Genomic DNA, 25,324 nt, shown 5'->3' on the forward strand with positions numbered 1-25,324 from the left:
CGGTTTAGAACCGTCGGGGCTCGGTAAATACTTACATAGATCAATTAAGCCGCCTTACAAACTGCATAGGATTGCGCATCAGGCAATACGACTTTGCGTCTTGTCAGGAGGGGTAATCATGCAAGTCAAGCAATCCATGTCGGAAGATGTGTTGCCACGTCAGGCATCAGGCCCGGCATCGGCCTACTGTCCTCTCCCCGCTGAACGGTTGGGCGGCATCGATCAGAAACTTCGCCAGACCGCGCAATTGGTTTCACTCATCGTCGGGCAGCTTGAGGCCTGTGAATTCGACCCCGCGACACCGGCGCGCAGGGTGCTTGAACAATTGGATGCCACGCTGGAGAAATTGTTGAGTCGATTCGGGCTCGACCAACCCGCCCCCGCGACAGACTATGATCGCCACGCAGCGGTGGATTTCCCCATACAGGCCCTCTTCAAGGCATTGGCTCAAGACTTTTTGCCGTTGGCCGCCGCGCAGCGCCGCAACCTGCGGATCGTGCCGTGTTCGTCATGGGTCAGGAGCCTTCCCGATTGCCTCAGGCAACTCTTGAGCGGTCTGCTTGCCAACATCATGGACAGTACCAGTACGCTACGCCTGACACTGGGCTGCAGGCGCCACTCGGAGTGGCTGAGCATCGAGCTGTGGTTCGCGGGCTGCAAAAGCCGCGACGACGCCTTGCGTATCGTGTCGATGCCTGTCTATGAGGCTTCGCTGCCGGGTGCCTGTGGCAAGCCTGCCCTTCGCTCGATAGCGGAACTCAGCGCGATGCTGGGTTTACAGCTACAGGTCAAAACCGCTGACGAACGCGCGACGCTGATCTCCATCAGCGCGCCGTTATCGCCGTCAGTCGTTCAGCCCGGCGCGCGCAGGCAACAGAACGCTCGAGCGCTGGGCATGGCTCGCACGTGCCTGCTGTTGATCGTGGAACCGGACGCCCTGCTAGGCGATATGCTCAGTTGCGGTTTGGGGGCGCTGGGCTATCGAACGGCAGCGGTGCGCGATAGCGTCGCCGCGTTGGAATGGATCGCGCGCTCGGGCATTCAACCGGACCTGATCTTGACCGAGCATGTGCTCGACCGGTCCTCGGACGGTGTCCAACTGGTGCAAAAGATTCGCGATCAATTCAGCCGAACCACACCCGCGGTCATATTGACCGCCGAGACGAAAAAGCAGGTTTCCCAGTCCGCCCTGACCGCCGACTGCATGCTCCTTCGCAAACCGGTGAGCCTGAACCTGCTGCGCGTCACCCTCGCCAGTGCATTGAGTACACACACCGAAGTACACGCTGTTCACGCCATGCCCTCGTCGCGCCAACCCGTCATTTACGTGGTGGACGACAACGCCGCGCTGCGCAGCGACTTGCGCACGCTATTGGAGTCGGAAGGTTACCTGGTGCGCGACTACGGCACTGCCGAGCAGTTTCTCGACAGTTATACCGCTGACCAACCGGGCTGCCTGATCATTGATGCGCGCCGCTCGGGCATCAGCGGGCTTGAGACGGTGGCCCGTCTTAAAGCACAGGGCGACGAGTTGCCCGTTCTGATGATCAGTTGCAACAGCCGCGTTGCCGATGTCGTCGATGCGATGAAGGCTGGGGTATGCGACTTCATTGAAAAGCCGTTTCGTTATCAGCAGCTGTTAACCAGCGTGAAGACAGCGTTGGCCAGCCAAGTCGCAACCGAGAGTTCCCAGGTCCTTCGCAAGGCTGCGATTGACCATATCAGCCACCTCACCGCACGGCAGCGCCAGATTCTGGCGATGGTGCTGGACGGTCATCCGAGCAAAAACATCGCTGCCAACCTGGGGATCAGTCAACGGACAGTGGAAAAACACCGAGCGTCGATCATGAGCAGGACCGAAGCCAGGTCGATTCCCGAACTCGCCCGCATCGCCCTGGCAGCCGGCGAAAAAACACTCTCGGCGGCTGCCAATGACAAACGCAACGGGCTCATCGGCGGATGATCGCGGACGGTTATGTCGAACCCGGCGATTCAAGGCCGCTGGGCGATACCATCAGATTGTCGACAACCTTCTGCACACCCGCAGTGCCCGATGCCGTCAACCGCGCCATATCCCGCTCCGGGAGCGATCCGACAACGCCCGAGAGCGTGACTTCCCCGCCCTCCACACGCACGTCGATAGCGTGGGCATCGATGATCGCCTTGCGGCGAAACGCTGATTCGATATCGGTCTTGATGGTTTGCGCAGAGGCGTGGGCCTTGACGACGATATCGTTACTGATCCCCTTGATCCCTTGCAGATAGCGCACTGCGTAGCCGGCCGTCTGGCGCTGATGCTCAGAATCCACTTCTCCGCTGAGCACCAGCCAGCCATCGGTCACGCTGACTTTGACGCGGTGGTCCGCCAGCGAGGTATTCCATTGCAATGCGGAAACGGCGGCCGCGACGAGATCACTGTCGGTCCGCACATGACTGGAAGGCAGCACGACATCGATCTGGTTGAGCAGATCCACGACACCGGCGACATGTGCGACCGCCTGTTCCGCGTGCCAGCGTTCGGCGTGACTGGCGACATTGCCGGAAAGCGTGACGATGCCATCGGACACTTGAACCAAAATCTGATCGGCTTTGAGTGCCAGGTCCCAATTCAGTTCTTCGATCACCTGTTGCCTAAGCTTTTCATCGGTATTCATAAAAAAGCTCCAGAATTTTTCAAAAGTCTCAATCAGCCAAAGCGTATCCGGTTGCGATGTTTTTCAGCAGGTCGGAAAGTACCCATCCTTGGCGCGGGAGCGGTGATTCAGGCGCGTTTTTTCGCCCTAGACCGGCAAAGGCTGCGCGACCGCCGGCAGTTCGACACTGTCCCGATACTCTGGCACCGACACCGACCAGCCCAGTTCCTGGCTGATGCGCCGCCGCAGCACGTCCGAGGCGTTCGGCTCGCCGTGTACGACGTAGGTGTGTTTCGGCGCACGCTTGAAGCCGCGCAGCCACTGCATGATTTCATCGGCATCGGCGTGCGCGGACAGGGTTTGCATCGGCACCACCTCGGCGTTGATCGGCACGTCCTGACCGTGGATACGCACCGACGGCACACCCGCGACAATCTGCGCGCCACGTGTGCCGCCGGCCTGAAAGCCTGGCACCAACAGGGTGTTGAGCGGGTTGGGCGCGAGCGCCTTGAGGTGGTGCAGCACCCGCCCACCGGTGGCCATGCCACTGGCGGCAATGATGATCGCGGGGGTGCGCTGCTGGTCCAGGTCAATCGACTGTTGCACGGAACACACAAAGTGCGTGCCATCGCACATGCCCTGGCAGTCCTCCAGCGACAGCCGATGCTCAGAGCGAAAACGCTGGTACAGGCGGGTGACCTCGGTGGCCATCGGGCTGTTGAGGTAGATCGGCAGGTCCGGGATCGCATGCTGTTGTTTGAGCCGATACAGGTGATACATCAGCAGTTGCGCGCGCCCCACCGCAAACGACGGCACCAGGGTGATGCCGCGCCGCAGCGCCGTGCGGTTGATCACGTCCGCCAGTTGCTGTTCGGGAGGCTCAGCGGGGTGTCGACGATCGCCGTAGGTGGATTCCACCAGCAGGTAATCGGTCTGCTCGATGGTTTCCGGGGCGAACATCAGGGGATCGTTTGGCCGCCCCAGGTCGCCGGAACACACCAGCGTGACGCCATCGGCGACAACTTCGACCGTCGCCGCGCCAAGAATATGCCCGGCGTCACGCAGCAGGATGGTCAAGCCCGGCGCGATCGCGACCCGGTGGTGCAGCTCGATCGGCCGCAGCAGCTTCAACGCGCGCTCGGCGTCCTGTTCGGTATAGAGCGGCAGCGCCGGGTCGTGCTTGGAGAAACCATGCCGGTTGGCGAATTCGGCCTCTTCTTCCTGCAGGCGGCCACTGTCGCGCAGGAGGATTTTCGCCAGCTCGCAGGTGGCCGGCGTGGCATACACCGGCCCGCGATAGCCGTTGCGCACCAGAACCGGCAGGTAGCCGCTGTGGTCCAGGTGGGCATGGGTCAACACGATGGCGTGCAGGTCTTGAACCGGCAGCTGGAACGTGTCCCAGTTGTGCAGGCGCAATTGCTTATAGCCCTGGAACAGGCCGCAATCGATCAGTACGTGCAGGTCGCGATGTTCCAGCAAGTACTTGCTGCCGGTGACCGTACCGGCCGCCCCGAGAAATGTCATACGCATGGCTATGTCCTTGAGGTCTCATGGGATCGGTGGTTTCAGTCAACCCAGGGTGATGGCTTGACGATCATCAAACTGCAGGAGGTGCGGTTCAGCACACTCTCGGCGGTGCTGCCGATCAGTCGGTCAAGCTTGTCGCGATAGACCGTGCCAAGCACCACCACGTCGAATGCATTGCGCCGGGCAAACAAGCTGATCACTTTGTGCGGAATGCCGGTCAGCACATGTTGGCGTTCCTGCTCGACCCCATAGCGTTCGGCGAGCACATCGAAGGCTTCCACCTGCGCGTCATTGACCGCCTCGCCCAAACTGCTATCCAGGCTTTGGGTCGGCACGCTCGTGGGGGTATCGCCCACCACCGACCAGTTGCTGACATTGAGCAGGTGCAGATGGGCATCGCACACATGCGCCAATGTCGAAGCCAGTTCGAGCACGCGCTCGTTCAGCCCGTATGTGAGTTCTTCGAGGTGCGACAGGTCAATGGCCGCGAGTACTTTCAACGGTTTGGGGTGCCTGGCGTCGGTGACCAGGTGCAGGCAGGCCGGACAATCGCGCAACAACAGCCAATCCAGGGGTTGATGGAAGGTCCGGTCAAGGGCCGAGACATGCTGGACGTCCTTGATCACCAGGTCGGCGTGAAAGTCGTTCACATACGCCAGCACGTGCGCCAGGTTGGGTTTGGCCCACACCACTTCACAGCTGACCGCCAGCCCCGCACGCCGTTGAACGCGCATTTGCTGCTCCAGCCAGTGGCGGTGGACCTGCAGGTAGCCTTCCCTGGCCTGGGCCATCGCGTCATGGTCAAACAGGCCGGCCACCTCCAGCGATGCGACATAATCAAACGCCACAATGTGCAACAACGCGCCGGTTGCAATGGCCAGTGCCTGGGCCCGGTCAAAGGCCGGGGTGCGTGTCATCTCCGAGGGTGCAATCAATAAAATACGTTTGAGTGGCAGCATTAGATACCTCGGCCTGGGCGCATGTAATCACCTGACTGCAACCCGACGTCCTAGCGAGCAGCGTGGCGCCCTGTTGTTGTGACTGAAAACCGTCGGTCAAGTATCTGGCGCCATACAAGTATCTGGCGCCATAGGGCGCGCGCTCTGATCTTTGTCAACTAATGGCTGGCTTTCACACAATGAGTGAATCACTCAGGCCTTGTTGATATAGCTCAATGATTTTCCGTGGTTCGAGCGTAGAAACCAGTGACTGGCCACTCTCGGCCCGTCATCAGCCACGAATTCGATTGAGGACACCATCATGAGCGACTTGAGTTTGCGCAAAGCCATTATGGAAGAGCTTGAATTCCAACCGCAGATCGATGCAGCCAGCATCGGTGTTGCCGTGGAAAACGGCGTTGTCACGCTCACCGGACATGTCAGTAGCTATGAACAGAAGGTCTGCGCCGAGCGCGCGGTAAAAGGCATCAAAGGCGTGCGCGCAGTCGCCGAGGAGATCCAGGTGCGCCTGCACAAAGGCGCCGGAACCGCGGACGACACCATCGCCTCCCGCGCCCTGAGCATCATCAACTGGAGCGCCGACGTACCGGCGAATGCGGTTAAGGTCATCGTTCAGAACGGCTGGATCACCCTCGAAGGCCAAGTCGACTGGCAGTACCAGAAGGAGACCGTAGAGAAGGCGGTGCGCAAGCTGTCCGGCGTGCTTGGGGTGGATAATCGGCTGACCCTGAGCCCGCGGGTAGACATCGTCGATATCCGCAAACGCATCGAAGATGCGCTCAAACGCAATGCTGAAGTGGACGCCAAGGACATTCATGTCAGGGTCGACGGTGATGTGGTCCGGCTCGACGGCAAGGTTCACCTGTGGCGCGAGCGCAAGCTCGTAGAACGGGCAGCCTGGTCGGTGCCGGGCGTCACGCGGGTGGAAGATCACCTGCTGCTCGCCTGAGGTGATGCATGCTCCAGTGCGCCGACTGGGGCATCCAACGTTTGTGTCTGCCTTGCGTGCCCTTTTTTGAGTCAAGGTCATGAAAAAGAACCATCAGTGGAACCTGTCTTACTTTCTGACCGCGTTTGTCGTGTTCACCGTTGTGCAGTTTCTATGGACGGAACACCGCGTGGTGCAAAGCATCCCGTACAGTCAGTTTCTGCAGTTGCTGAACGAGCAGAAAGTCAGCGACCTGCAGGTCGAGAAAGACCAGATCAGCGGCAAGCTGCAAGTGCCGATCGACGGCCATAACCTGTTCACGACGGTGCGGGTCGACCCGACGTTGGCCACCAGCCTGGCGCAGTCGGGCGCGAGCTTCACCGGGGTCACTGACAATACCTTTTTAAGCGGCCTGCTGGGTTGGCTGCTGCCTTTTATGCTGATCATGGTGGTCTGGCACTTTTTGTTTCGCGGCGTCGCGGAAAAACAGGGCCTGGGCGGGCTGATGAACATCGGCAAGTCCCGGGCCAAGGTGTTTGTCCAGCGCGACACCGGGATCACCTTCGCGGATGTCGCCGGCATCGACGAAGCCAAGGCCGAACTGGTGGAGATCGTCTCGTTCCTCAAGGACAAGGCCAAGTACGCACGGCTGGGCGCGCATATTCCCAAAGGCACGCTGCTGGTCGGTCCGCCGGGCACCGGCAAGACCCTGGTGGCCAAAGCCATCGCCGGCGAAGCCGGGGTGCCGTTTTTCTCGATCTCGGGCTCGGAATTCGTCGAGATGTTTGTCGGCGTCGGCGCTGCGCGGGTCCACGATCTGTTCGAACAGGCGCGCCAAGCGGCGCCGTGCATCATTTTCATCGATGAACTGGATGCCCTGGGCAAGATGCGTGGCGTCGGTGTAATGGGCGGCAATGACGAAAAGGAACAGACTCTCAACCAGCTGCTGGCCGAACTGGACGGCTTCGATCCCCGCGAGGGCGTGGTGCTGCTCGCTGCGACCAATCGCCCGGAGATTCTCGACCCGGCGCTGCTGCGCGCCGGCCGGATCGACCGCCAGGTGTTGATCGATCGCCCTGACCGCAAGGGGCGGCAGGCGATTCTCAAGGTCCACCTGCAGAAAATCACCGTGGACAAGGCCCTCGACAGCGAGCGCATTGCCGACATCACCACCGGTTTCACCGGCGCCGACCTGGCGAACCTAGTCAACGAAGCGGCGATTGTCGCCACCCGCCGTGGCGCCGACACGGTCGGCCTGGACGACTTCACCGCGGCCGTGGAACGCCTGATCGCGGGCATCGAACGCAAGAGCAGCGTGCTGCGCCCCGAAGAACGCCAGGTGGTGGCGTACCACGAGATGGGCCATGCACTGGCGGCGAGCCACCTGCCGGCCATGGACCCGGTACACAAGGTGTCCATCGTGCCGCGCGCCATTGGCTCGTTGGGCTACACGCTGCAGCGCCCGACGGAGGACCACTTCCTGATCAGTTACCAGATGCTCAAAGACCGCATCGTCGTGCTGATGGCCGGCCGCGCCGCCGAATTTCTGATATATGCTCAGACGTCCACCGGGGCCGCCGATGACCTGGCCCGTGCGACCGATATCGCGCGGCAGTTGGTGACCCGCTTCGGCATGAGCGCCGAACTGGGGCAGTCGGTGCTGGAGCGACAAAACATGACCTACCTGGGTGAGCAGATGCAGAGTACGGGGCAGAAAGATTATTCGGAACAGACCGCCAGGGAAGTCGACCTGTGTATACGCGGCCTGCTCGACGAAGCCTACGCCCGCGCCAAGAGCTTACTCCAGGCGCATCGCGCCGACCTGGAGGCCGGCGCGCGCCTGTTGATGGAAAAGGAAAGCCTGACCCCAGAGGACTTCCCCGCGCTGCTGCCAATGAAACCCGTGCCGGTCGCCGCAGGTTGAGCGTCGCCCTGAAACCACGCACTGAGGCTCGCCATGCTGGCCGTCACGCTGATTAATACGCTGGTGGTCATCATCGCCGTGGTCATTCATTACGAATGCCTGTTGCGCCTGAACGACTGGTTGCCGCGGCTCAAGGTCTGGAGCCGCTTCAGGATGGTCATCGGGGTATTCGGTGCCCTGCTCGCCCACGCGATCGAAGTCTGGTGCTTCGCCCTGGTCTATTACCTGATGACACGCGACGGCGAGTGGGGCCGCCTGTCGGGCCAGTTCGATGGCTCGTTCATGGACTGCGTGTACTTTTCCTTCACGACCTACACCACCATCGGTTTCGGCGATATCACCCCCATGGGCCACATCAAGTTCCTGACCGGCCTGCAAGCGCTGACCGGTCTGGTGCTGATCACGTGGACGGCGTCGTTTCTGTTCCTGGAAATGCAGAAGTACTGGAAGAACAAGTAGCCCCTAGCCGGCCGGGGTCCATTGCCAGTTCAGCACCTCGGGCAGGTCTTCGCCGTGTTCGATCAGGTACAGCTTGTGTTTCTCCATCATCGCCCAGTAGCGCGCCTGCGCGGTGTGGCGTTGCTCGTGCAGCCGGGGCACGCGCTCGATGACGTCCAACGCCAACCGGTAGCGATCCAGGTTGTTGATCACCGCCATATCGAACGGGGTGGTGGTGGCGCCCTCCTCGATGAAGCCGCGCACATGGAAGTTGTCGTGATTGGTGCGCTTGTACAGCAGCCGATGCACCAGCGCCGGGTAGCCGTGGAAGGCAAAGATCACCGGTTTGTCGGTGGTGAACAACTCATCGAAGGCGGCATCCGCCAGGCCATGGGGATGCTGCGATGACGACTGCAGGACCATCAGGTCCACCACATTGATGACCCTGACCCGCAGATCCGGCACGTATTCGCGCAGCAATGTCACGGCGGCCAGGGTTTCCAGGGTCGGTACGTCGCCGGCGCAGGCCATGACCACGTCCGGCTCCTGATCATCGCGGCAGGCCCAGTCCCAGCGGCCGATGCCCGCCAGGCAATGGCGCACGGCCGCGTCGATATCCAGCCACTGCCACTCCGGCTGCTTGCCCACCACGATGACATTGATGTAATTGCGGCTGCGCAGGCAGTGATCCGCCACCGACAGCAGGCAGTTGGCGTCCGGCGGCAGGTAGATGCGCGCCACGTCGGACTTCTTGTTCGCCACCAGGTCGATGAAGCCGGGGTCTTGATGAGAGAACCCGTTGTGGTCCTGGCGCCAGACATGGGACGTCAGCAGCAGGTTGAGCGACGCCAGCGGCTTGCGCCAGGGCACGTCGGCCGCAGTTTTCAGCCACTTGGCATGCTGGTTGACCATCGAATCGACGATATGGATGAACGCTTCGTAACACGACAGCAGGCCATGACGCCCGGTGAGCAGGTAGCCTTCGAGCCAGCCCTCACACACGTGTTCGCTGAGAATCTCCATGACCCGACCATCCGCTGCCAGGTTCACGTCGTCGGCCTCCAACGGGTCCATCCAGGCCTTGGCGCTGACCTCGTACACGGCGTCCAGGCGATTGGAGGCGGTTTCATCCGGGCCGAACAGGCGGAAGTTGGCGGCGCCCTGTGCGTTTTTCATCACGTCGCGCAAAAAGCTGCCCAATACCCGGGTCGCCTCGGCACGCAGGCAACCGGGGGCCGGCAGGGCTACCGCGTAGTCGGTAAAGCATGGCAAGTCGAGCGTGCGTAATACCAGCCCGCCGTTGGCGTGCGGGTTGGCGCTCATGCGGCGGTGCCCGGTGGGCGCCAGCGCGGCGATTTCCGGGAGCAAGGCGCCGTCGGCATCGAACAGTTCGTCGGGACGGTAGCTGTTCAGCCATTCCGCCAACTGCTGCACATGCCCCGGCGCCTGAAAGTTGGCCAACGGCACTTGGTGGGCGCGCCAGGTGCCTTCGACCCGACAGCCATCGACAAATTTCGGCCCGGTCCAGCCCTTGGGCGTGCGCAATACCAGCACCGGCCACAGCTGGCGCTCCGGCATCTCGGCCCGCCGGGGCTGGCGCGCCGCGTGCTGAATCTCGCGGATTTTCAGCAGCATGGTGTGAAGGGTGCGGGCAAGCTCCTGATGCACCTGCGCCGGGTCATCGCCTTCGACGAAGTACGCATCGTAACCATAGCCGTACAACAGCGCCGACAGTTCATCTTCGCTGATCCTGGACAGGACCGTGGGGTTGGCGATCTTGTAGCCGTTGAGGTGCAGGATCGGCAGCACTGCCCCATCGCGCGCGGGGTTGATGAATTTGTTGGAGTGCCAGCTGGCGGCCAGCGGGCCGGTTTCGGCCTCGCCGTCGCCGATCACGCAGGCGACGATCAGGTCCGGGTTATCGAAGACCGCGCCATAGGCGTGCGCCAGGCAGTAACCCAGCTCGCCGCCTTCATGGATCGAGCCCGGGATCTGCGCCGAAACGTGGCTGGAAATCCCATAGGGCCAGGAAAACTGCCGAAACAGCCGCAGCAGGCCATTGGCATTGCGCTCCACCGAGGGATAACACTCGGTGTAGGTGCCTTCCAGGTAGGTCTGCGCGACCACCGCCGGCCCGCCATGCCCGGGGCCGGCGACAAAGAGCATGTTCAAGTCGTACTGGTTGATCAGCCGATTGAGGTGCGTATAGAGCAGATTCAGCCCCGGCGTGGTGCCCCAATGCCCCAACAGGCGCGGTTTGATGTGCGCCAGGGTCAAGGGTGTCTTTAACAACGGGTTGCTCTTGAGGTAGATCTGCCCGACCGCCAGGTAATTGGACGCCCGCCAATACGCGTCCAGCCCGTCCAGCTCCTCTGCACTCAAAAAATCGCTCATACACCCCTCCGTCAAGGCTCGACCCGTGGATTGTCGTTCGTCGATTCTGGGTGCCTCAACTGCGCGAGGCTTGATGTATATCAAGTCTTAAAGCCGGCGCTGAAGCTCAATTGAAACAGGAACTCGGGATATTGAGTAAAAGCGCTGGCAGCGCATTTTCCTCGTTCTCTCTATCACTCAGGCACATGCCTGGACGGAGCGCATGCATGAATGCCCATCACCTGCGTTTAGTCGGTCGCTCGACGGTGCTACCGCACACCTCTTGCCCCAGACCGGTAATCCCCCCCAAAACGGCATGTTCCGGTTGCGGCGTGTCGGCATGCAGCCTGCCGATCGGTCTCGATAGTCCTGACGTGTCCCACTTGGATGCATTGGTGGTGCAACGCTTCAAGGTCAAAAAAGGCGCAGCTTTATTCCGTACCGGCGATCCCTTGCGTTCGCTGTATACGGTTCGCACCGGCTCGTTCAAGACCGGCATCGTGTCTGTCGATGGCCGTGAACAAGTGACCGGCTTTCAACTCTCCGGCGATATGCTCGGCCTGGACGCCATCAGTGACGATGCACACGCCTGCACGGCGGTCGCCCTTGAGGACAGTGAGGTCTGCCCCATCCACTTCGCCCATCTGGAGAGCCTGGCGCGTAACCTTCCGTCGCTGCAGCACAACCTCACGCGGCTGCTGAGCCGTGAAATCGTGCAGGATCACACCCTGCTGATGCTGATGGGCAACATGAGTTCGGATGAACGCCTGGCCGCGTTCCTGCTGAACCTGTCGCAACGCTTCAGCTCCCGCGGGTATTCGGCCAGGCACTTTGTGCTGAAAATGCGCCGTGAGGAAATCGGTTCCTACCTGGGCTTGCGCCTGGAAACCATCTGCCGCGGCATCGCGCACCTGCGCGACCAGGGGTTGGCGCAGATCGTCGGCCGCAACGTCACGATCCTGGACCTGGAAGGTCTCAAGCGTCTGGTCGCGGGCTGCCGCCGACCGATTTAGCATTACCGCCCGAACACCTGGAGATTCGTCATGCGTGCGATGGTTCTGCACACCCCCGGCCAGCCGCTGCAACTGGAGCAGCGCCCGATCCCGACACCCGGAAGCGGGCAGCTGTTGATCAAGGTCCTGGCCTGTGGCGTGTGCCGCACCGACCTGCACCTGGTCGACGGCGAGTTGCCGCAAGCGCAACTGCCACGGGTGCCAGGCCATGAAATCGTCGGTGAAGTGACGGCCGTGGGCGCCGCGGTCGGGGCTGACTGGATCGGCCGCCGCGTCGGGGTGCCGTGGCTCGGCTGGACCTGCGGCGAGTGCGCCTTCTGTCGATCGGGCCGGGAAAACCTCTGCGATCAGGCGCTGTTCACCGGCTGCAATCTGGACGGCGGCTACGCTGAATACACGGTGGCGGACGAACGCTTCTGCCTGCCGATTCCCGACACACTGTCGGACGTTCAAGCCGCGCCCCTGTTGTGTGCCGGCCTGATCGGCTTTCGCGCCTTGCAAATGGCCGCGGACGCCGCCCACCTGGGGCTTTACGGCTTCGGTGCGGCCGCCCATCTGGCGATCCAGGTGGCGCTGGGCCGCGGGCAACAGGTGTACGCGTTCACCCGCCCGGGTGACAGCGCAGGCCAGGCCTATGCACGCTCATTGGGCGCCGTGTGGGCCGGGCCTTCGGACCAACTGCCGCCGCACCTGCTGGATGCCAGCCTGATATTCGCCCCGGTCGGAGCGCTTGTACCGCTGGCATTGGCCGCCACCGTCAAGGGCGGCTGTGTGATTTGCGCCGGGATTCACATGAGCGATATTCCGGCCTTCCCCTATCGACTGCTATGGGGCGAACGCAGCGTGCGTTCAGTGGCGAACCTGACCCGACAGGACGGCACGGCGTTCTTTCAAACCGTGCAGCACACGCCGATCCACTGCGACATCACCCGCTTCGCCCTGGAAGACGCCAATCAGGCACTCGCGCACCTGCGCAGCGGGCAGTTCAACGGCGCGATCGTGCTGACCCCATAACACGCAGCCGCGGCTATTTGCGGGTCGCGCTGGTCAGCATATGGATCGCTCTCTCGTTGGCTTCGTCAGCGGTGCGCTGGGCCTGGTTGGCCAGCGCCATCGCCTGCTCCGCCTTGAGGTAGGCTTCGTCAGCGCGCAGGCGCGCCGTGGCGGCATTGTTTTCTGCGGAGTCCAGGCGAGCCTCAAGCTCCTTGACATGTTGACTGCACCCGGCGGACGTTGCCAATACCAGCGCCAACAGTGAAACGGACAGGTAGCGGTTCATGGTGTTTCCCCTCGATTCATCGCGGTAAGAAATCAACAACGCACATTTTCAGTATCCGACGTGAGCCCGCCGTGCCTCTGACCTTTGTCAATAAAGGATCAGAGCCCGGGCTAGCCCTTGACGTCGTTTCCCGGCTGGCGGATCGCTAAAATGCTGCCCGGCACCGAATACAGCGCCCGTTCGGTGTTGCTGCCGATCAGTCGGTCGAGCCCGACCCGGTGAGCAGTCCCCATGACCACCACATCGGCCTGGAATTGCTCGACAAACTCCTGAATCACCGGCACTGGCTGTCCCATGACAAAGTGCCGTCTTTCCGGCGGTACGCCATAACGGTCGGCCAAGGTGACGAATGCCTGGTGCAACGACTGGCGCAGCTCTTCGGCGAAGTCCACGTTCCAACCGCCCATGGCCATCGGCGCATCGCCGTTGAATGCCGGGGACAGGTCATAGGCGTACAACAGATGCAGCGGCGCATCGCATTGCAGGGCCATGGAGTAGGCACACTGAATGATGGTGTCGTTCAGACCGCTGATCTGCGTGCCGGGCTCGAACGGATCGACGGCCGCCACCACGCGATGGGGCAAACCGTAGCGCGCCTGACTCACCAGATGCAGGGGGGTCGGGCACTCGCGCAGCAGGTGGCAATCGAGCGGGGTGATGAATATGCGCTTGAGAACCGGCTCCAGCTTCACGTCCTTGATCACCAGGTCCGGGTTCAGATCGGCGATCGTGCGCAGGATCTCCAGCACAGGGTGGGTGGTGAAGAGCAATTCAACCGTCACCTTCAGCCCGTTACCGCCCAGGCGCTGGACTTCGTCGACCAGCCAATCGCGATAGCGGTGCAGATAGTCCTGGAAAACCGACTCATCGACGTGTTCTTCCCACAAATGAATGATCGGCGCAGGTTCGATAAACGCCCTGATATCGAGCGCCGCGCCGCTGGCCTTGGCCAGGGCCACCGCGCGCAGCAGCGCCGGGGAGTGATACAACGAACGGTCGGTGATCAGCAACAGACGTTGATATTGGCTCATTTCGCACCTCGTCGGGCACCGGTTGGTCCTGGCGCCAGGTTCAATCCTTCATCAGCTGCGCGTCGGTTTGATCGCCCACATACTGCACGGCGCGTGGTGCAGCAGGCTTTCGGCGGTAGTGCCCAACAGCTTGTTCAAGCCCCAGTGCTGCACGGTGCCCATGACGATGATGTCGATCTGGTGGTCGCGGGCGAAGTCGCAAATGTTGAAGAGCGGCGTGCCCTCGATAAAGTGCCGATGCTCGACGGGAATCCCCTGGCGCTCGGCCAACGCGGCAAACGCCTCATGCTGGGCTTCATTCAACGACTCATAGAGCCCGGCGGCCAGGGGCACCGCGCCGAAGCCCATGTCCTTGGCATACACCGCGGCCCAGTCGTACACATGCAGCAACTCGAGCTGGGCCTGGCATTGCGCGGCCAGCTTGACCGCCGCTTCGACAATCTGGTCGTTGAAGATCTGGTCCTGCTCCTCGCTGCGCAACACATCGACAATCGCCAGCACCTTGCGTGGCAACGGGTGGCGCGAGTCGGTGACCAGATGCACCGGCACCGGGCAGTCGCGCAGCAGTTGCCAATCCAGCGGGGTGAAGAACACCCGTTTCAACGCCGGCTCTTCCTCGGCATCCTTGATGATCAGGGCCAGCGACATCTCGTTGACGAAATGCAGGATTTCCTCATAAGGATGATGCACCCAGACCACCTCGCTGGTGACCTCGACCCCGCGCTGGCGCATCACCTCGGCCTGCTCGGCGAGCCAGTGGCGATGGGTGTCCAGGTACCCTTCCCGGGCGCGATTGATCTGTTCGGGCGCAAACAGCCCGGCGATCGCCAGAGCCTGCAAATAGTCGAATGCCACGATATGCAACGGCAACTGCATCGCGCGCGCCAAGGCAGCTGCACGATCGAACGCCGGTGTGCGGGTCATGGACGAAGGGGCAATCAACAGTAAACGCTGAGTCTGCAACATGGGGGCACCTCGGCACGCGGCCATCTCATTCGGTGGATAGGTCTTCAGATTGAGCGTTCCGGCTCAGCGGCTACTTGATCTTTATCAGTTGGTGCCCGCAAAAGTTGATTTTCATCAACAGCCGCCGGGCCCCTTGCCCCTAGCCTGCATCAAGACTTGCAGCGTCACCGGCTCCGTCGGAGGGCACCATGATCGAAGATGAGCAGCAAGTGTTGGTGAGGGCGTTGGACGCGGCGACAAACCCGGTGCTGATCACCGAGAGATCGGGTTGCATTGTGTGGATCAACCGAGCGTTCAGCCTGTTGAGTGGCTATTCGAAGCTGGAGCTGGTCGGTAAAACCCCGCACCTTTTGTCGTCGGGACGGCAAACCACCACGTTCTATCGGGAGCTGTGGATGACCATCATGGCGGGCCTGACCTGGCAGGGCGAGATGGTCGAGCGCCGCAAGGACGGCTCCAACTGTACGATCAATCAGGTCATTACCCCGGTGCTCGACCCGCAGGGCGTGGTCACGCACTTCATCGCGATCCTGCACAACTTCAAGGTGATGGACGAAGAACGTGCGCGCATGCAACAACTGGCGTTCCATGACGGACTGACCGGCTTGCCCAACCGCAGCCTGTTTCTGAGCCTGCTCAATCAAGCGATGAGTCATGCCACCCAGCAGCAACAGCCGCTGGCGTTGATGTTTATCGACCTGGACCGTTTCAAAGCGGTCAACGACACCCATGGGCATGCGTGCGGCGACAAATTGCTGGTGGCGGTGGCCGAACGCCTCAGCCAGTCGGTGCGCAGGTCCGATGTCGTCGGCCGTTTGAGCGGCGACGAGTTTGCGATCCTGGTGACCGGTATGGACCACGCCAGGCAGGTCGAGGTGTTGGCCGATAAATTGATCGGCGCGATCAACCAGCCGTTCATGATCGATGCCCACCGCCTGAACACACATATCAGCGTCGGCATCAGCCTGTATCCATGGGACGGGGCAAGCGTCGAGCAACTGCTCGCACGGGCCGACGACGCGATGTACCAGGCTAAACGACGCGGTGGCAGCGCCTGTCATTTCAACCTGCTTAGCCAGCCTGCCGACTGAACGGCGCACACCTCGCGCCCACCGTATGTGCGGTGGGCATAGCCCATTCTCAAACGTCATAATCCTGGGTTTTGTGGCGTGGTAATCTCTGACGACTATGAATAGGCATTGATCGTCAGTCGACAATGACCAGAACCAGGAAAGATCATGCCCAAAGTGTCCCACTCAGCCCTGCGTCGTAATTTCCGTGAACTGCTCGCTACGCCACTGTGCGTTGAGACGGCCTCTGTGTTCGACCCGATGTCGGCGCGTATCGCCGCCGACCTGGGCTTCGAAGTCGGCATTCTGGGGGGCTCGGTCGCTTCGCTGCAGGTACTGGCGGCACCCGATTTTGCGTTGATCACCTTGAGTGAGTTCGCTGAACAGGCCACCCGGATCGGCCGCGTTGCGCAGTTGCCGGTGATTGCCGATGCCGACCACGGCTATGGCAATGCCCTGAATGTCATGCGTACCGTCGCGGAGCTGGAACGCGCAGGCGTTGCGGCACTGACGATTGAAGACACGCTGTTGCCGGCGCAGTTCGGGCGCAAATCGACCGATCTGATTTCCATCGAGGAAGGCATTGGCAAAGTCAGGGCCGCCCTTGAAGCACGGGTCGACCCCGAGCTGTCCATCATCGCCCGCACTAACGCGAAGGTGTTGCCGACCGAGGCTGTGATCGAACGCACCCTGGCCTATGAAAAAGCCGGTGCCGATGGGATCTGCATGGTGGGTGTCAGCGACTTCGAGCACCTTGAGCAGATTGCGCAACAACTCACGGTGCCCTTGATGCTGGTGACCTACGGCAACCCGAAACTCAATGACAGCCAGCGCCTGGCAAGCCTGGGAGTACGCATCGTGGTGGCCGGCCACGGCGCCTACTTCGCGGCGATCAAGGCCACCTACGACAGCCTGCGCGCCCAACGTCAGCTCACCCACAGCACCTCGAACCTCAGTGCCACCGAGCTTACTCACACCTACACCCTGCCGGAGAGCTACGTGGCCTGGGCCAAAGAGTTCATGGATGTAGAGGAGTGAGACTGACCCCGGGTGCGCGTCTAGCCGACCCAGCCGACAGCGGTTTTCGGAACCACCTCCGACTCATCCAGCTTTGACGCAAACATGCTCACGGCTTGCACCGCATCGCTGGTGCTGGTGCGGATCTGCAGAATCACCGCACCCGCCTGGTCGGCCAGGCTGACGCCACGTTGCGCGCCTTCCTGGGTCGCGCTCATGCTGGCGACCGCGTCACGGGTTTCCGACAGAATCAGGCCGATCATCTCGGCAATCTCGGCGGTGGAACGGCTGGTGCGCCCCGCCAGTTGCCTGACCTCATCGGCCACCACCGCAAAACCACGGCCCTGATCGCCTGCGCGCGCGGCCTCGATGGCGGCGTTGAGCGCCAGCAGGTTGGTCTGGTCGGCAATACCGCGAATGGTATTGACGATCGCAGTGATCTGCTCGGAACGATCGCCCAACTGTCCCACCAACCGTGCCGAGGCACCGATATTATCGGCAATGCGGCGCATTTCACTGGCGGTTTCGTTGATCACCTGGGTGCCATGTTCGGCGAATCGCTCGGTTTCCGAGGAAATATGGTAAGCGCGGGAAGCACCGCGTGAATCCTCCTCGAACTTCTCGACACGCTCGCTGATGTCGCTGGCGAACTTGACGATTTTGATCAGCTTGCCGTCGCCGTCATACACCGGGTTGTAACTCGCCTCCAACCACACCACGCGGCCGTGCTTGCCGATACGCTTGAATTGCCCGGTGAAGAATTCACCATTGTTCAAGCGCCGCCAGAAGTCGGCGTACTCAGGGCTGTTGACCTGGGCCGGTTCGCAAAACATACGGTGATGCTTGCCTTTGAGTTCCGTCAGTGAATAACCCATGACCGTGAGGAAATTCTCGTTGGCATCGAGCACTTGCCCGTTCAAGTCGAACTCAATCACGGCCATCGCCCGGTCCAGCGCAGCCAGCTTGCTGCGGGTCGCTGCCTCCTGCTCCACTTTGCGCGTGACGTCGAGGGCGTACTTGACCACTTTCACGACCTGGCCGCGCTCATCCAGCACCGGGTTGTAGCTGGCCTCCAGCCAGATGATCTTGCCGTGGGCGTCCACCCGTTTGAATGTGCCCGAGACGAACTTGCCGGCCCTGAGTTCCTGCCAGAACTCGGCATAGGCAGGGCTGCTGGTCAGCGCCGACGGGCAAAAATCACGGTGGGTCTTGCCGGCCAATTGAGCGCTGCTGTAACCCAGGGTTTTCATAAAGTTGTCATTGGCGCGCAACACCTTGCCATTGAGGTCGAATTCGACCACGGCCATGGAGCGCTCAAGCGCGGCAATCAATCCTTGGTATTCAGCGACTTCGGCCCTCCTGGCCGCCAGTTCTGTTTTTAGTGTGTGATTGAACATGACGTAGCCTCAGCCGTGCGTAGAATCGGGGGTTATCTCCTGCACTATCGGCCAATAAATACCGGACTTGACCGATGAAAAATAAATATCATTTGACGTCAAATACTTGCCGCTCGCCACGCCTGCAACGCCGAAGAGTACTGATCCGCGCGCGCCCTGTGTTTAAATTGACCACCCTTTCCCTGCCAAGAGATCCGCATGGCCAACCACGACCTGTCCTTCACCCCTGATCCGGATGCCGACTCGATTTCCTCCGACGTGATCGGCTTCAACGGCATCCTGGTCTCCACCCAGATCCCGACCCGCGCCGACGGCAGCCTGGAACTGGGCGACATCACCGCGCAAAGCGAATGCACGCTGCAAGCGCTGAAAGTCGCCCTTGAACGCGCCGGCAGTTCCATGGACCGGGTGATGCACCTGACCATCTACCTGACCGACATGGCCGACCGCGCGGCGTTCAACGAGGTCTACAAGCGCTTCTTCGCCAAGCCGTGGCCGGTGCGTGCCGCAGTTGGCGTGGCGGCCCTGGCGGTGGAAGGCATGCGCGTGGAAGTCACCGCGATGGCCGCCAAGGCCTGAACCCGCGTCGATTGAAACCCCCGTCATTGGCCTGGCACCTTGCAGGCCAAGCCCGCCGGCGGCCCTGCGGTAGGTGCCGGTCAGGCGTTTCACGGCTACAATGCGCGCCTCGACCGTGACAAGCCTGACTAAAAAAACTATGTCCTTGCCCAAGCATCACCTGGAATTGCTCAGCCCTGCCCGCGATGTCGCCATCGCGCGCGAGGCCATCCTGCATGGCGCCGACGCCATCTACATCGGCGGCCCAAGCTTCGGCGCCCGCCACAACGCCTGCAACGAGGTCAGCGATATCGCGCAATTGGTCGAATTCGCCCGGCGCTACCACGCCCGCGTCTTCACCACCCTCAACACCATCTTGCATGACAACGAACTGGAACCGGCGCGCAAGCTGATCCATCAGCTCTACGACGCTGGCGTCGACGCGTTGATCGTGCAAGACCTGGGCGTGATGGAGCTGGATATCCCGCCGATCGAGCTGCACGCCAGCACCCAGACCGACATCCGCACCCTGGGCCGCGCCAAATTTCTCGACCAGGCCGGCTTCTCGCAGCTGGTATTGGCCCGCGAGCTGAACCTGCAGGAAATCCGCGCCATTGCCGATGAAACCGATGCCGCCATCGAGTTCTTCATCCACGGCGCCCTGTGCGTGGCGTTCTCCGGGCAGTGCAATATCTCCCACGCGCAGAACGGCCGCAGCGCCAACCGCGGCGACTGTTCCCAGGCGTGCCGCCTGCCGTACACCCTCAAAGACGATCAAGGCCGCGTCGTCGCCTTTGAAAAGCACCTGCTGTCGATGAAAGACAACAACCAGAGCGCCAACCTGCGCGCCCTGGTCGATGCCGGTGTGCGCTCGTTCAAGATCGAAGGGCGCTACAAGGACATGGGCTATGTGAAGAACATCACCGCCTATTACCGCCAGCGCCTCGACGAGATCCTCGAAGACCGCCCCGACCTGACCCGCGCCTCCAGCGGCCGGACCGCGCATTTCTTCCTGCCCGACCCGGAAAAGACCTTCCACCGGGGCAGCACCGACTATTTCGTCAGCGACCGCAAGATCGACATCGGCGCCTTCGACACCCCGACCTTCACCGGCCTGCCGGTGGGCGTGGTGGAAAAAGCCGGCAAACGCGACCTGCAAGTAATCACCCATGAGCCGCTGTCCAACGGCGACGGCCTGAATGTGCTGGTCAAGCGCGAAGTGGTGGGTTTCCGCGCCAATATCGCCGAAGCCAAGGGCGAGTTCGAGGAAGACGGCGAGAAGCGCTACCGCTATCGCGTCGAGCCGAACGAAATGCCGGCCGGCCTGCATCAGTTGCGCCCCAACCACCCGCTGAACCGCAACCTCGACCACAACTGGCAACAGGCGCTGCTCAAAACCTCCGCCGAGCGCCGGATCGGCCTGTCGTGGGTCGCCCGACTGCGCGAAGCGCGCCTGGAACTGAACGCCACCAGCGAAGAAGGCATCACCGCCAGCGTCGCCCTGCCCGGCCCGTTCGGTGTGGCCAACAAACCGGAACAGGCGCTGGACACCCTGCGTGACCTGCTCGGCCAACTGGGCACCACCGAATACCACGCCACCGCCATCGAGCTGGATGCGCCGCAGGCGTTCTTCATCCCCAACTCGCAGCTCAAGGCCGCGCGCCGTGAAGTGATCGAAGCGCTGACAGCGGCGCGCATCGACGCTCACCCGCGTGGTGGGCGCAAGGCCGAAACCAGCCCGCCGCCGGTGTACCCGGAAGCGCACCTGTCGTTCCTGGCCAACGTGTATAACCAGAAGGCCCGGGATTTCTACCACCGCCACGGCGTGAAACTGATCGACGCGGCCTTCGAAGCCCACGAAGAAACCGGTGAAGTGCCGGTGATGATCACCAAGCACTGCCTGCGTTTCTCGTTCAACCTCTGCCCCAAACAGGCCAAGGGCGTGACGGGGGTGAAGACCAAGGTTGCGCCGATGCAGTTGATCCATGGCGATGAAGTGCTGACCCTGAAATTCGACTGCAAGCCATGCGAAATGCATGTGGTGGGCAAGATCAAGGGGCACATCCTCGGGTTGCCGCAGCCAGGCAGCGTAGTCGGCTACATCAGCCCGGACGATCTGCTCAAGACCATCCCGCGCGCGCCGCATTGATCAAACCGCGGGCGCGCTGCAACGGCGCGCTCGCTCTCGATCACTGCACTTGCACCACAGCTTTGGGGCGCCACCACCAGCCCCTTTGCAACCCGGCGGCAGCCAACAGAATCGCGGCGACGCCCAGCCATTGCAGCCAACCCAGGCGATGCCCGAAGGCAATCCAGTCGACCAGAATCGCCGCAATCGGGTAGATAAACGACAACGCGCCGGTGATGGCCGTCGGCAACTTCTGGATCGCCCCGTACAGCAACACATACATCAAACCGGTGTGTACCACCCCGAGCGTCAACAAGGCCGCCCAGGCGTTGTGCGCCACCGGCAGACTGTGCCACGGCACCAGCGGCGCCAGTAACAACGCACCGGTCGTGACCTGGATCAGCGCGATCAAATGCGGCGGTACTGCCTTCAGGCGCTTGATGATCAGCGCGGCAAGCGCATACAGAAATGCCGCGCCGAGGGCCAGGGCGATACCGGCCAGGTAATCGTCGCCGGTTGGCTGATTGCCATGGGCGCTGACAATCGCCAGCATCCCGAGGAATGCCACACTCAGCCACGCCAGCTTCGGCACGCTGAGCTTTTCACCGAGAAACAGCGCCGCCAGCATCACCAACATGAACGGCTGCACGTTGTACACCGCAGTGCTGATGGCGATGGACGCGCGGGAATACGATTCGAACAGCAGCAACCAGTTGCCGACAATGGCCACTCCGCTGAGCATCGCCAGGCCGAGCCCGGCCCAACTGAGCAGGTCCCGGCGCAGATACCCGAGCAGCGCGCACACCAGCAATAACGTCAGCGCCCCGATCACGCAGCGCCAGAACACCACTTCGAGCACCGATACGCCCGACACCAGTACAAACCAGCCAATGGTGCCCGAGATCAGCATGGCGGCGACCATTTCCCACGACCCGCGACGGATGGATGTGTCCATGATTGAGACTCCTCAAGTGAGGCTCAATTATGGCAAGCTGGTTCGCCGCGGCTCCAGCGCCTAAAAAAGGCGAAAAGCCTCAATGACCTTTATTTATTAGGCGCACACCATGATCGACACCATCGACCAACAACTGATCGGCGCTTTGATGGACGACTCCCGGCTGTCCCTCAAGGCCCTGGCCGGCATCACCGGCCTGTCCTCGCCCAGCGTCGGCGAACGCCTGCGCCGCCTGGAAGAGCGCGGCGTGCTGACCCATTACACGGTCGACATCGACCCCAAACACTTCGGCTACCTGCTGCAAGCCATCGTGCGTATCCGTCCCCTGCCCGGCCAATTGCAGGAAGTGGAGCGGCAGATCCAGGCCATCCCCGAATTCACCGAATGCGACAAAGTCACCGGCGAGGACTGCTTCATCGCACGCCTGCATGTACGCACCATGGACCACCTCGACAGCCTGCTGGATCGGCTCAACGTCTATGCCGAAACCAACACCGCCATCGTCAAGAAAACCCCAGTGAAGCGGCGCCTGCCACCGCTGACGGACTAACGCCGACAAACCTTAGGTGGGGATAGCAGTGGTTCAGGCACTTATGCAGTGACTGACACTCCGCTATCGGGAGCAAGCTCCCTCCCACAGGGCCAGATCAAGTCAGTCGTGCAGAGCCTTGGCCGCGCCCAACAGCCCCTGAAACTTGCGATAACGCGCCTCCAGCACCGGCTGTTGCGCCACGTCCGGTACATACCGCGCCTTGACCGGCATGCCCGCCGCGAGCAACGCCGCGCCCTGCCCGATGGCCAAAAAGCCCAACTTCGCCGCGCCGATGCACGCGCTCAGTTCACTGCCGTGCAGCGTGAAGATTTCCCGCTGCAGGATGTTGGCCAGCAACTGCGCCCAATACTCACTGCGCGCGCCGCCACCCACCAGCGCACAGGCGGTGACGTCGGCGCCGCTCGATTGCACCGCGCGCAACGCGTCGAGCAGGCCAAAACCCACACCTTCCATCACCGCATACCCCAGCATCGCCGGGGTGCAGTCGTGGCCCAGGTTCATAAAGCCGCCGCGTAATAAAGGGTCGTTATGCGGGGTGCGTTCGCCGGCCAGGTACGGCAGGAACAACGGCGTGTCCAGCGGCACCGATTGGCCGATGGGCAACTGGGCCTGGACCTGATCCAACAGCGCCTGTTCATCCGGCATGCCCGTCAGGCGCGTGACCCAGCGCAAACAACTGGCGCCAGCCAGCATCGCGCCCATGGTGTACCAACGGTCGGGCAGCGCATGGCAGAAGCTGTGTACCGCGCTGGCCGGGTTGCCCGCCGCATGGTCGGTGATGGCGACAATCGCCGCGCTGGTGCCCAGCGTGATGAAACCGTCGCCAGCATTGATCGCGCCGATGCCGACCGCCGCAACCGGGTTGTCGCCACCGCCGCCGGCAATCACCACCTCGGCGCGCAAACCCAGCTCGCGAGCGGTCAGACACGCGCTTGCCGCACCGCCCTCCACCAGCCTGGGCATTTGTTCCGGCGCCAGGCCGGTGGCCCGCAGCATGGGGCTGAACCATTGACGATTGGCCACGTCCAGCCACAGCGTTCCGGCCGCATCGGACATCTCGCTGACGCGCTCCCCGCTCAAGCGCAGGCGCAGGTAGTCCTTGGGCGACAGCACGCAATCGATGGCCTTGAACACCTCGGGCTCATGCCGTTGCAGCCAGAGCAGTTTCGGCGCGGTCAAGCCGGCCATGGGCAAGCTGCCGGTGACGTCGGCAAACCCTGGGCCGAGCTGTGCCGCTTCGGCCGCCGCGCGCGAGTCGTCCCACAGAATCGCCGGGTATAACACGCGGTCGTCATCCCCCAGCAATACCGCGCCGTGCATTTGCCCGGACAGGCCGATGCACGCCACACGGGCAAACGATTCATGAGCGCGCAACACATCCAGCGCCTGCAAACAGGCTTGCCACCAGTCTTGCGGCGCCTGTTCGGACCAGCCGGCGTGCCGGCGCGAGACGCTCAAGCGCACACCGGCCTGAGCCAGCACCGCGCCGCTGGCGTCCATCAGGATGGCTTTGAGTTCCGAGGTGCCCAGGTCGATGCCGAGGGAAACAGCAGTGTTCATACGCGTGTCATTCCAATCAATCACAGCCACAGGAGTTACGTATTTGCAGGGTCGGCTCCAGACGCACACTGCGGGTCGGCGCATCGGGTGCGGCCATGCGTTGCAGTAACAGGTTGACCGCACGAGCGCCGAGCGCCTGGACCGGCTGGGCGATCAACGTCAGGCGCGGCACAAAGAAATCCGCCCAATCAAAATCATCGAAGCCCACCAGCGCCATCTGCGCCGGCACTTCGATATGTGCATCGCGCAAGGCCTGCATGGCGCCGAGGGTCATCAGGTTGTTGCCGGCCATGATCGCGGTCGGCGGCGCGGCCAGGCCCAGTAACTGCACCGTGGCCTGGCGTGCCGGTTCGGTGTTGGAGCCGCCGTTGACCAGCAGTTGCGGATCGAACGCCAGCCCCGCGGCCGCCAATGCCGCGCGGTAACCGGCCACCCGTTCATCCGTGGTGCTGAACCCCAGGCGCCCGGCGATGAAGCCGATTCGGCGATGCCCATGGGCGATCAGGTGGGCAATCAGCGCCTGGGTGGGCTGGGTATTCGCCACCCCGACCTGATCGAATTGCTCACTCATCATCCGGTCCACCAGCACCGCCGGAATCTCACTGGCCCGTAGATACTCCAGGGCCAGCGAACCGTTCGAAGGCGCCAACACAATGCCGTCGACGCGCCGGTGATGCAGCGCCGTGACCACCCGCAGCTCCTGCTCCGGGTCGTCGTGGGTATCGACGAACAGCATCATGTAGCCGTGCTTGGCGCACTCGGTTTCGATCGCGTGTACGGTTTCGCTGAAGTAATGATTGGACAGCGCCGAGATCGCCACGCCGATAGTGTTGGTGCTCGAACGCGCCAGCGAGCGCGCCAGGGTGTTGGGGATATAACCCAGTTCCTGGATCGCGCGCTGCACCGCTTGCACCGTGGCCGGGCTGACCTTGCGGGTGCCGTTCAACACATGGGACACCGTTGACGTCGACACCCCCGCTCTGCTTGCGACGTCATCCATGGTGACCACGGCGCT

General features: G+C 62.1%; 22 protein-coding genes and 1 pseudogene. 11 read left to right on the forward strand and 12 right to left on the reverse strand.

All coding sequences use genetic code 11. From position 1 onward, the window contains the following. The first annotated feature begins 118 nt into the window (after window positions 1-118). Window positions 119-1,963, forward strand: a complete 1,845-nt coding sequence (locus tag RGV59_RS21315; RefSeq protein ID WP_126585280.1) for a response regulator — start codon at window positions 119-121, stop codon at window positions 1,961-1,963. 10 nt (window positions 1,964-1,973) lie between these two features. On the opposite strand, the gene RGV59_RS21320 is transcribed toward RGV59_RS21315, so the two are convergent. From RGV59_RS21320 to RGV59_RS21330, 3 genes are all read right to left on the reverse strand, one after another. Next, a complete protein-coding gene (locus tag RGV59_RS21320) occupies window positions 1,974-2,654 on the reverse strand; it encodes a BON domain-containing protein (RefSeq protein WP_017845762.1) in 681 nt (226 codons plus the stop codon). A gap of 126 nt (window positions 2,655-2,780) precedes the next feature. Next, window positions 2,781-4,163, reverse strand: coding sequence for an MBL fold metallo-hydrolase RNA specificity domain-containing protein (locus tag RGV59_RS21325; protein ID WP_046383383.1), 1,383 nt, complete (start codon window positions 4,161-4,163; stop codon window positions 2,781-2,783). Window positions 4,164-4,198: 35 nt separating this feature from the next. Continuing rightward, window positions 4,199-5,119, reverse strand: coding sequence for a universal stress protein (locus tag RGV59_RS21330; protein WP_102617451.1), 921 nt, complete (start codon window positions 5,117-5,119; stop codon window positions 4,199-4,201). 301 nt (window positions 5,120-5,420) lie between these two features. On the opposite strand from RGV59_RS21330, the gene RGV59_RS21335 reads away from it, so the two are divergent. From RGV59_RS21335 to RGV59_RS21345, 3 genes are all read left to right on the forward strand, one after another. Next, complete coding sequence (locus RGV59_RS21335) at window positions 5,421-6,068, forward strand: BON domain-containing protein (protein WP_017845759.1); 648 nt, start codon at window positions 5,421-5,423, stop codon at window positions 6,066-6,068. A 79-nt stretch (window positions 6,069-6,147) separates the two neighbouring features. Next, window positions 6,148-7,971, forward strand: a complete 1,824-nt coding sequence (gene ftsH / locus RGV59_RS21340) for an ATP-dependent zinc metalloprotease FtsH (protein WP_126585281.1) — start codon at window positions 6,148-6,150, stop codon at window positions 7,969-7,971. A gap of 33 nt (window positions 7,972-8,004) precedes the next feature. Next, window positions 8,005-8,430, forward strand: a complete 426-nt coding sequence (locus RGV59_RS21345; protein ID WP_017845757.1) for a potassium channel family protein — start codon at window positions 8,005-8,007, stop codon at window positions 8,428-8,430. A gap of 3 nt (window positions 8,431-8,433) precedes the next feature. Here RGV59_RS21345 and RGV59_RS21350 read toward each other — a convergent pair whose 3' ends face one another. Then, a complete protein-coding gene (locus RGV59_RS21350; RefSeq protein ID WP_126585282.1) occupies window positions 8,434-10,803 on the reverse strand; it encodes a phosphoketolase in 2,370 nt (789 codons plus the stop codon). Window positions 10,804-11,165: 362 nt separating this feature from the next. On the opposite strand from RGV59_RS21350, the gene RGV59_RS21355 reads away from it, so the two are divergent. Together RGV59_RS21355 and RGV59_RS21360 are read left to right on the forward strand one after the other, a co-directional pair. Continuing rightward, entirely contained in the window at window positions 11,166-11,795 is a 630-nt protein-coding gene (locus RGV59_RS21355; RefSeq protein ID WP_017845755.1) for a helix-turn-helix domain-containing protein, read from the forward strand. A gap of 30 nt (window positions 11,796-11,825) precedes the next feature. Then, a complete protein-coding gene (locus RGV59_RS21360) occupies window positions 11,826-12,809 on the forward strand; it encodes a zinc-dependent alcohol dehydrogenase family protein (RefSeq protein WP_126585283.1) in 984 nt (327 codons plus the stop codon). Window positions 12,810-12,822: 13 nt separating this feature from the next. Here RGV59_RS21360 and RGV59_RS21365 read toward each other — a convergent pair whose 3' ends face one another. The 3 genes from RGV59_RS21365 to RGV59_RS21375 form a co-directional block, all read right to left on the reverse strand. Next, the gene (locus tag RGV59_RS21365) at window positions 12,823-13,074 is read right to left on the reverse strand and encodes an Lpp/OprI family alanine-zipper lipoprotein (protein WP_017845753.1); all 252 of its coding nucleotides are present in this window, start codon (window positions 13,072-13,074) and stop codon (window positions 12,823-12,825) included. A 110-nt stretch (window positions 13,075-13,184) separates the two neighbouring features. After that, a complete protein-coding gene (locus RGV59_RS21370) occupies window positions 13,185-14,105 on the reverse strand; it encodes a universal stress protein (protein WP_046484209.1) in 921 nt (306 codons plus the stop codon). Between the two features lie 51 nt (window positions 14,106-14,156). Next, a complete protein-coding gene (locus RGV59_RS21375; protein ID WP_017845751.1) occupies window positions 14,157-15,071 on the reverse strand; it encodes a universal stress protein in 915 nt (304 codons plus the stop codon). A 188-nt stretch (window positions 15,072-15,259) separates the two neighbouring features. On the opposite strand from RGV59_RS21375, the gene RGV59_RS21380 reads away from it, so the two are divergent. Further along, entirely contained in the window at window positions 15,260-16,162 is a 903-nt protein-coding gene (locus RGV59_RS21380) for a GGDEF domain-containing protein (RefSeq protein ID WP_017845750.1), read from the forward strand. 147 nt (window positions 16,163-16,309) lie between these two features. After that, entirely contained in the window at window positions 16,310-17,179 is an 870-nt protein-coding gene (locus tag RGV59_RS21385; protein WP_046383376.1) for an isocitrate lyase/PEP mutase family protein, read from the forward strand. A 20-nt stretch (window positions 17,180-17,199) separates the two neighbouring features. Here the strand turns inward: RGV59_RS21385 and RGV59_RS31820 are convergent, their stop codons facing one another. Then, window positions 17,200-17,694: a methyl-accepting chemotaxis protein gene (locus RGV59_RS31820; RefSeq protein ID WP_238560665.1), complete on the reverse strand. Its 495-nt coding sequence runs from the start codon at window positions 17,692-17,694 to the stop codon at window positions 17,200-17,202. A gap of 93 nt (window positions 17,695-17,787) precedes the next feature. Further along, window positions 17,788-18,555 (reverse strand): annotated as a pseudogene (locus RGV59_RS31825) (PAS domain-containing protein); the annotation flags it as partial. Between the two features lie 198 nt (window positions 18,556-18,753). On the opposite strand from RGV59_RS31825, the gene RGV59_RS21395 reads away from it, so the two are divergent. Together RGV59_RS21395 and RGV59_RS21400 are read left to right on the forward strand one after the other, a co-directional pair. Further along, complete coding sequence (locus RGV59_RS21395; RefSeq protein WP_046383374.1) at window positions 18,754-19,134, forward strand: RidA family protein; 381 nt, start codon at window positions 18,754-18,756, stop codon at window positions 19,132-19,134. Between the two features lie 139 nt (window positions 19,135-19,273). Beyond that, a complete protein-coding gene (locus tag RGV59_RS21400) occupies window positions 19,274-21,262 on the forward strand; it encodes a peptidase U32 family protein (protein WP_126585285.1) in 1,989 nt (662 codons plus the stop codon). A 40-nt stretch (window positions 21,263-21,302) separates the two neighbouring features. Here the strand turns inward: RGV59_RS21400 and RGV59_RS21405 are convergent, their stop codons facing one another. Continuing rightward, window positions 21,303-22,196: a DMT family transporter gene (locus RGV59_RS21405; RefSeq protein ID WP_057004079.1), complete on the reverse strand. Its 894-nt coding sequence runs from the start codon at window positions 22,194-22,196 to the stop codon at window positions 21,303-21,305. A 109-nt stretch (window positions 22,197-22,305) separates the two neighbouring features. Between RGV59_RS21405 and RGV59_RS21410 the strand changes: the two genes are divergently transcribed. Continuing rightward, a complete protein-coding gene (locus tag RGV59_RS21410) occupies window positions 22,306-22,746 on the forward strand; it encodes an Lrp/AsnC family transcriptional regulator (RefSeq protein ID WP_017845744.1) in 441 nt (146 codons plus the stop codon). Between the two features lie 102 nt (window positions 22,747-22,848). On the opposite strand, the gene xylB is transcribed toward RGV59_RS21410, so the two are convergent. Both xylB and RGV59_RS21420 read right to left on the reverse strand, forming a co-directional pair. After that, the gene (xylB, locus tag RGV59_RS21415) at window positions 22,849-24,309 is read right to left on the reverse strand and encodes a xylulokinase (protein ID WP_126585286.1); all 1,461 of its coding nucleotides are present in this window, start codon (window positions 24,307-24,309) and stop codon (window positions 22,849-22,851) included. Between the two features lie 16 nt (window positions 24,310-24,325). Continuing rightward, a complete protein-coding gene (locus tag RGV59_RS21420; protein ID WP_046484198.1) occupies window positions 24,326-25,318 on the reverse strand; it encodes a LacI family DNA-binding transcriptional regulator in 993 nt (330 codons plus the stop codon). Window positions 25,319-25,324: the final 6 nt, after the last annotated feature.

This window comes from Pseudomonas sp. FG1 (genome assembly GCF_034313875.1).
GTDB classification, from domain to species: domain Bacteria; phylum Pseudomonadota; class Gammaproteobacteria; order Pseudomonadales; family Pseudomonadaceae; genus Aquipseudomonas; species Aquipseudomonas veronii.

Bases quoted from the DNA above. Each gene is read 5' to 3' on its own strand.
- RGV59_RS21385 (WP_046383376.1), top strand. From the start codon at position 16,310: ATGCCCAAAGTGTCCCACTCAGCCCTGCGTCGTAATTTCCGTGAACTG.
- RGV59_RS21350 (WP_126585282.1), bottom strand. From the start codon at position 10,803: ATGAGCGATTTTTTGAGTGCAGAGGAGCTGGACGGGCTGGACGCGTAT.
- RGV59_RS21395 (WP_046383374.1), top strand. From the start codon at position 18,754: ATGGCCAACCACGACCTGTCCTTCACCCCTGATCCGGATGCCGACTCG.
- RGV59_RS21330 (WP_102617451.1), bottom strand. From the start codon at position 5,119: ATGCTGCCACTCAAACGTATTTTATTGATTGCACCCTCGGAGATGACA.
- RGV59_RS21400 (WP_126585285.1), top strand. From the start codon at position 19,274: ATGTCCTTGCCCAAGCATCACCTGGAATTGCTCAGCCCTGCCCGCGAT.
- RGV59_RS21325 (WP_046383383.1), bottom strand. From the start codon at position 4,163: ATGCGTATGACATTTCTCGGGGCGGCCGGTACGGTCACCGGCAGCAAG.
- RGV59_RS21405 (WP_057004079.1), bottom strand. From the start codon at position 22,196: ATGGACACATCCATCCGTCGCGGGTCGTGGGAAATGGTCGCCGCCATG.
- RGV59_RS21375 (WP_017845751.1), bottom strand. From the start codon at position 15,071: ATGTTGCAGACTCAGCGTTTACTGTTGATTGCCCCTTCGTCCATGACC.
- RGV59_RS21345 (WP_017845757.1), top strand. From the start codon at position 8,005: ATGCTGGCCGTCACGCTGATTAATACGCTGGTGGTCATCATCGCCGTG.
- xylB (WP_126585286.1), bottom strand. From the start codon at position 24,309: ATGAACACTGCTGTTTCCCTCGGCATCGACCTGGGCACCTCGGAACTC.
- ftsH (WP_126585281.1), top strand. From the start codon at position 6,148: ATGAAAAAGAACCATCAGTGGAACCTGTCTTACTTTCTGACCGCGTTT.
- RGV59_RS21365 (WP_017845753.1), bottom strand. From the start codon at position 13,074: ATGAACCGCTACCTGTCCGTTTCACTGTTGGCGCTGGTATTGGCAACG.
- RGV59_RS21315 (WP_126585280.1), top strand. From the start codon at position 119: ATGCAAGTCAAGCAATCCATGTCGGAAGATGTGTTGCCACGTCAGGCA.
- RGV59_RS21335 (WP_017845759.1), top strand. From the start codon at position 5,421: ATGAGCGACTTGAGTTTGCGCAAAGCCATTATGGAAGAGCTTGAATTC.
- RGV59_RS21410 (WP_017845744.1), top strand. From the start codon at position 22,306: ATGATCGACACCATCGACCAACAACTGATCGGCGCTTTGATGGACGAC.
- RGV59_RS21360 (WP_126585283.1), top strand. From the start codon at position 11,826: ATGCGTGCGATGGTTCTGCACACCCCCGGCCAGCCGCTGCAACTGGAG.
- RGV59_RS21320 (WP_017845762.1), bottom strand. From the start codon at position 2,654: ATGAATACCGATGAAAAGCTTAGGCAACAGGTGATCGAAGAACTGAAT.
- RGV59_RS21380 (WP_017845750.1), top strand. From the start codon at position 15,260: ATGATCGAAGATGAGCAGCAAGTGTTGGTGAGGGCGTTGGACGCGGCG.
- RGV59_RS21370 (WP_046484209.1), bottom strand. From the start codon at position 14,105: ATGAGCCAATATCAACGTCTGTTGCTGATCACCGACCGTTCGTTGTAT.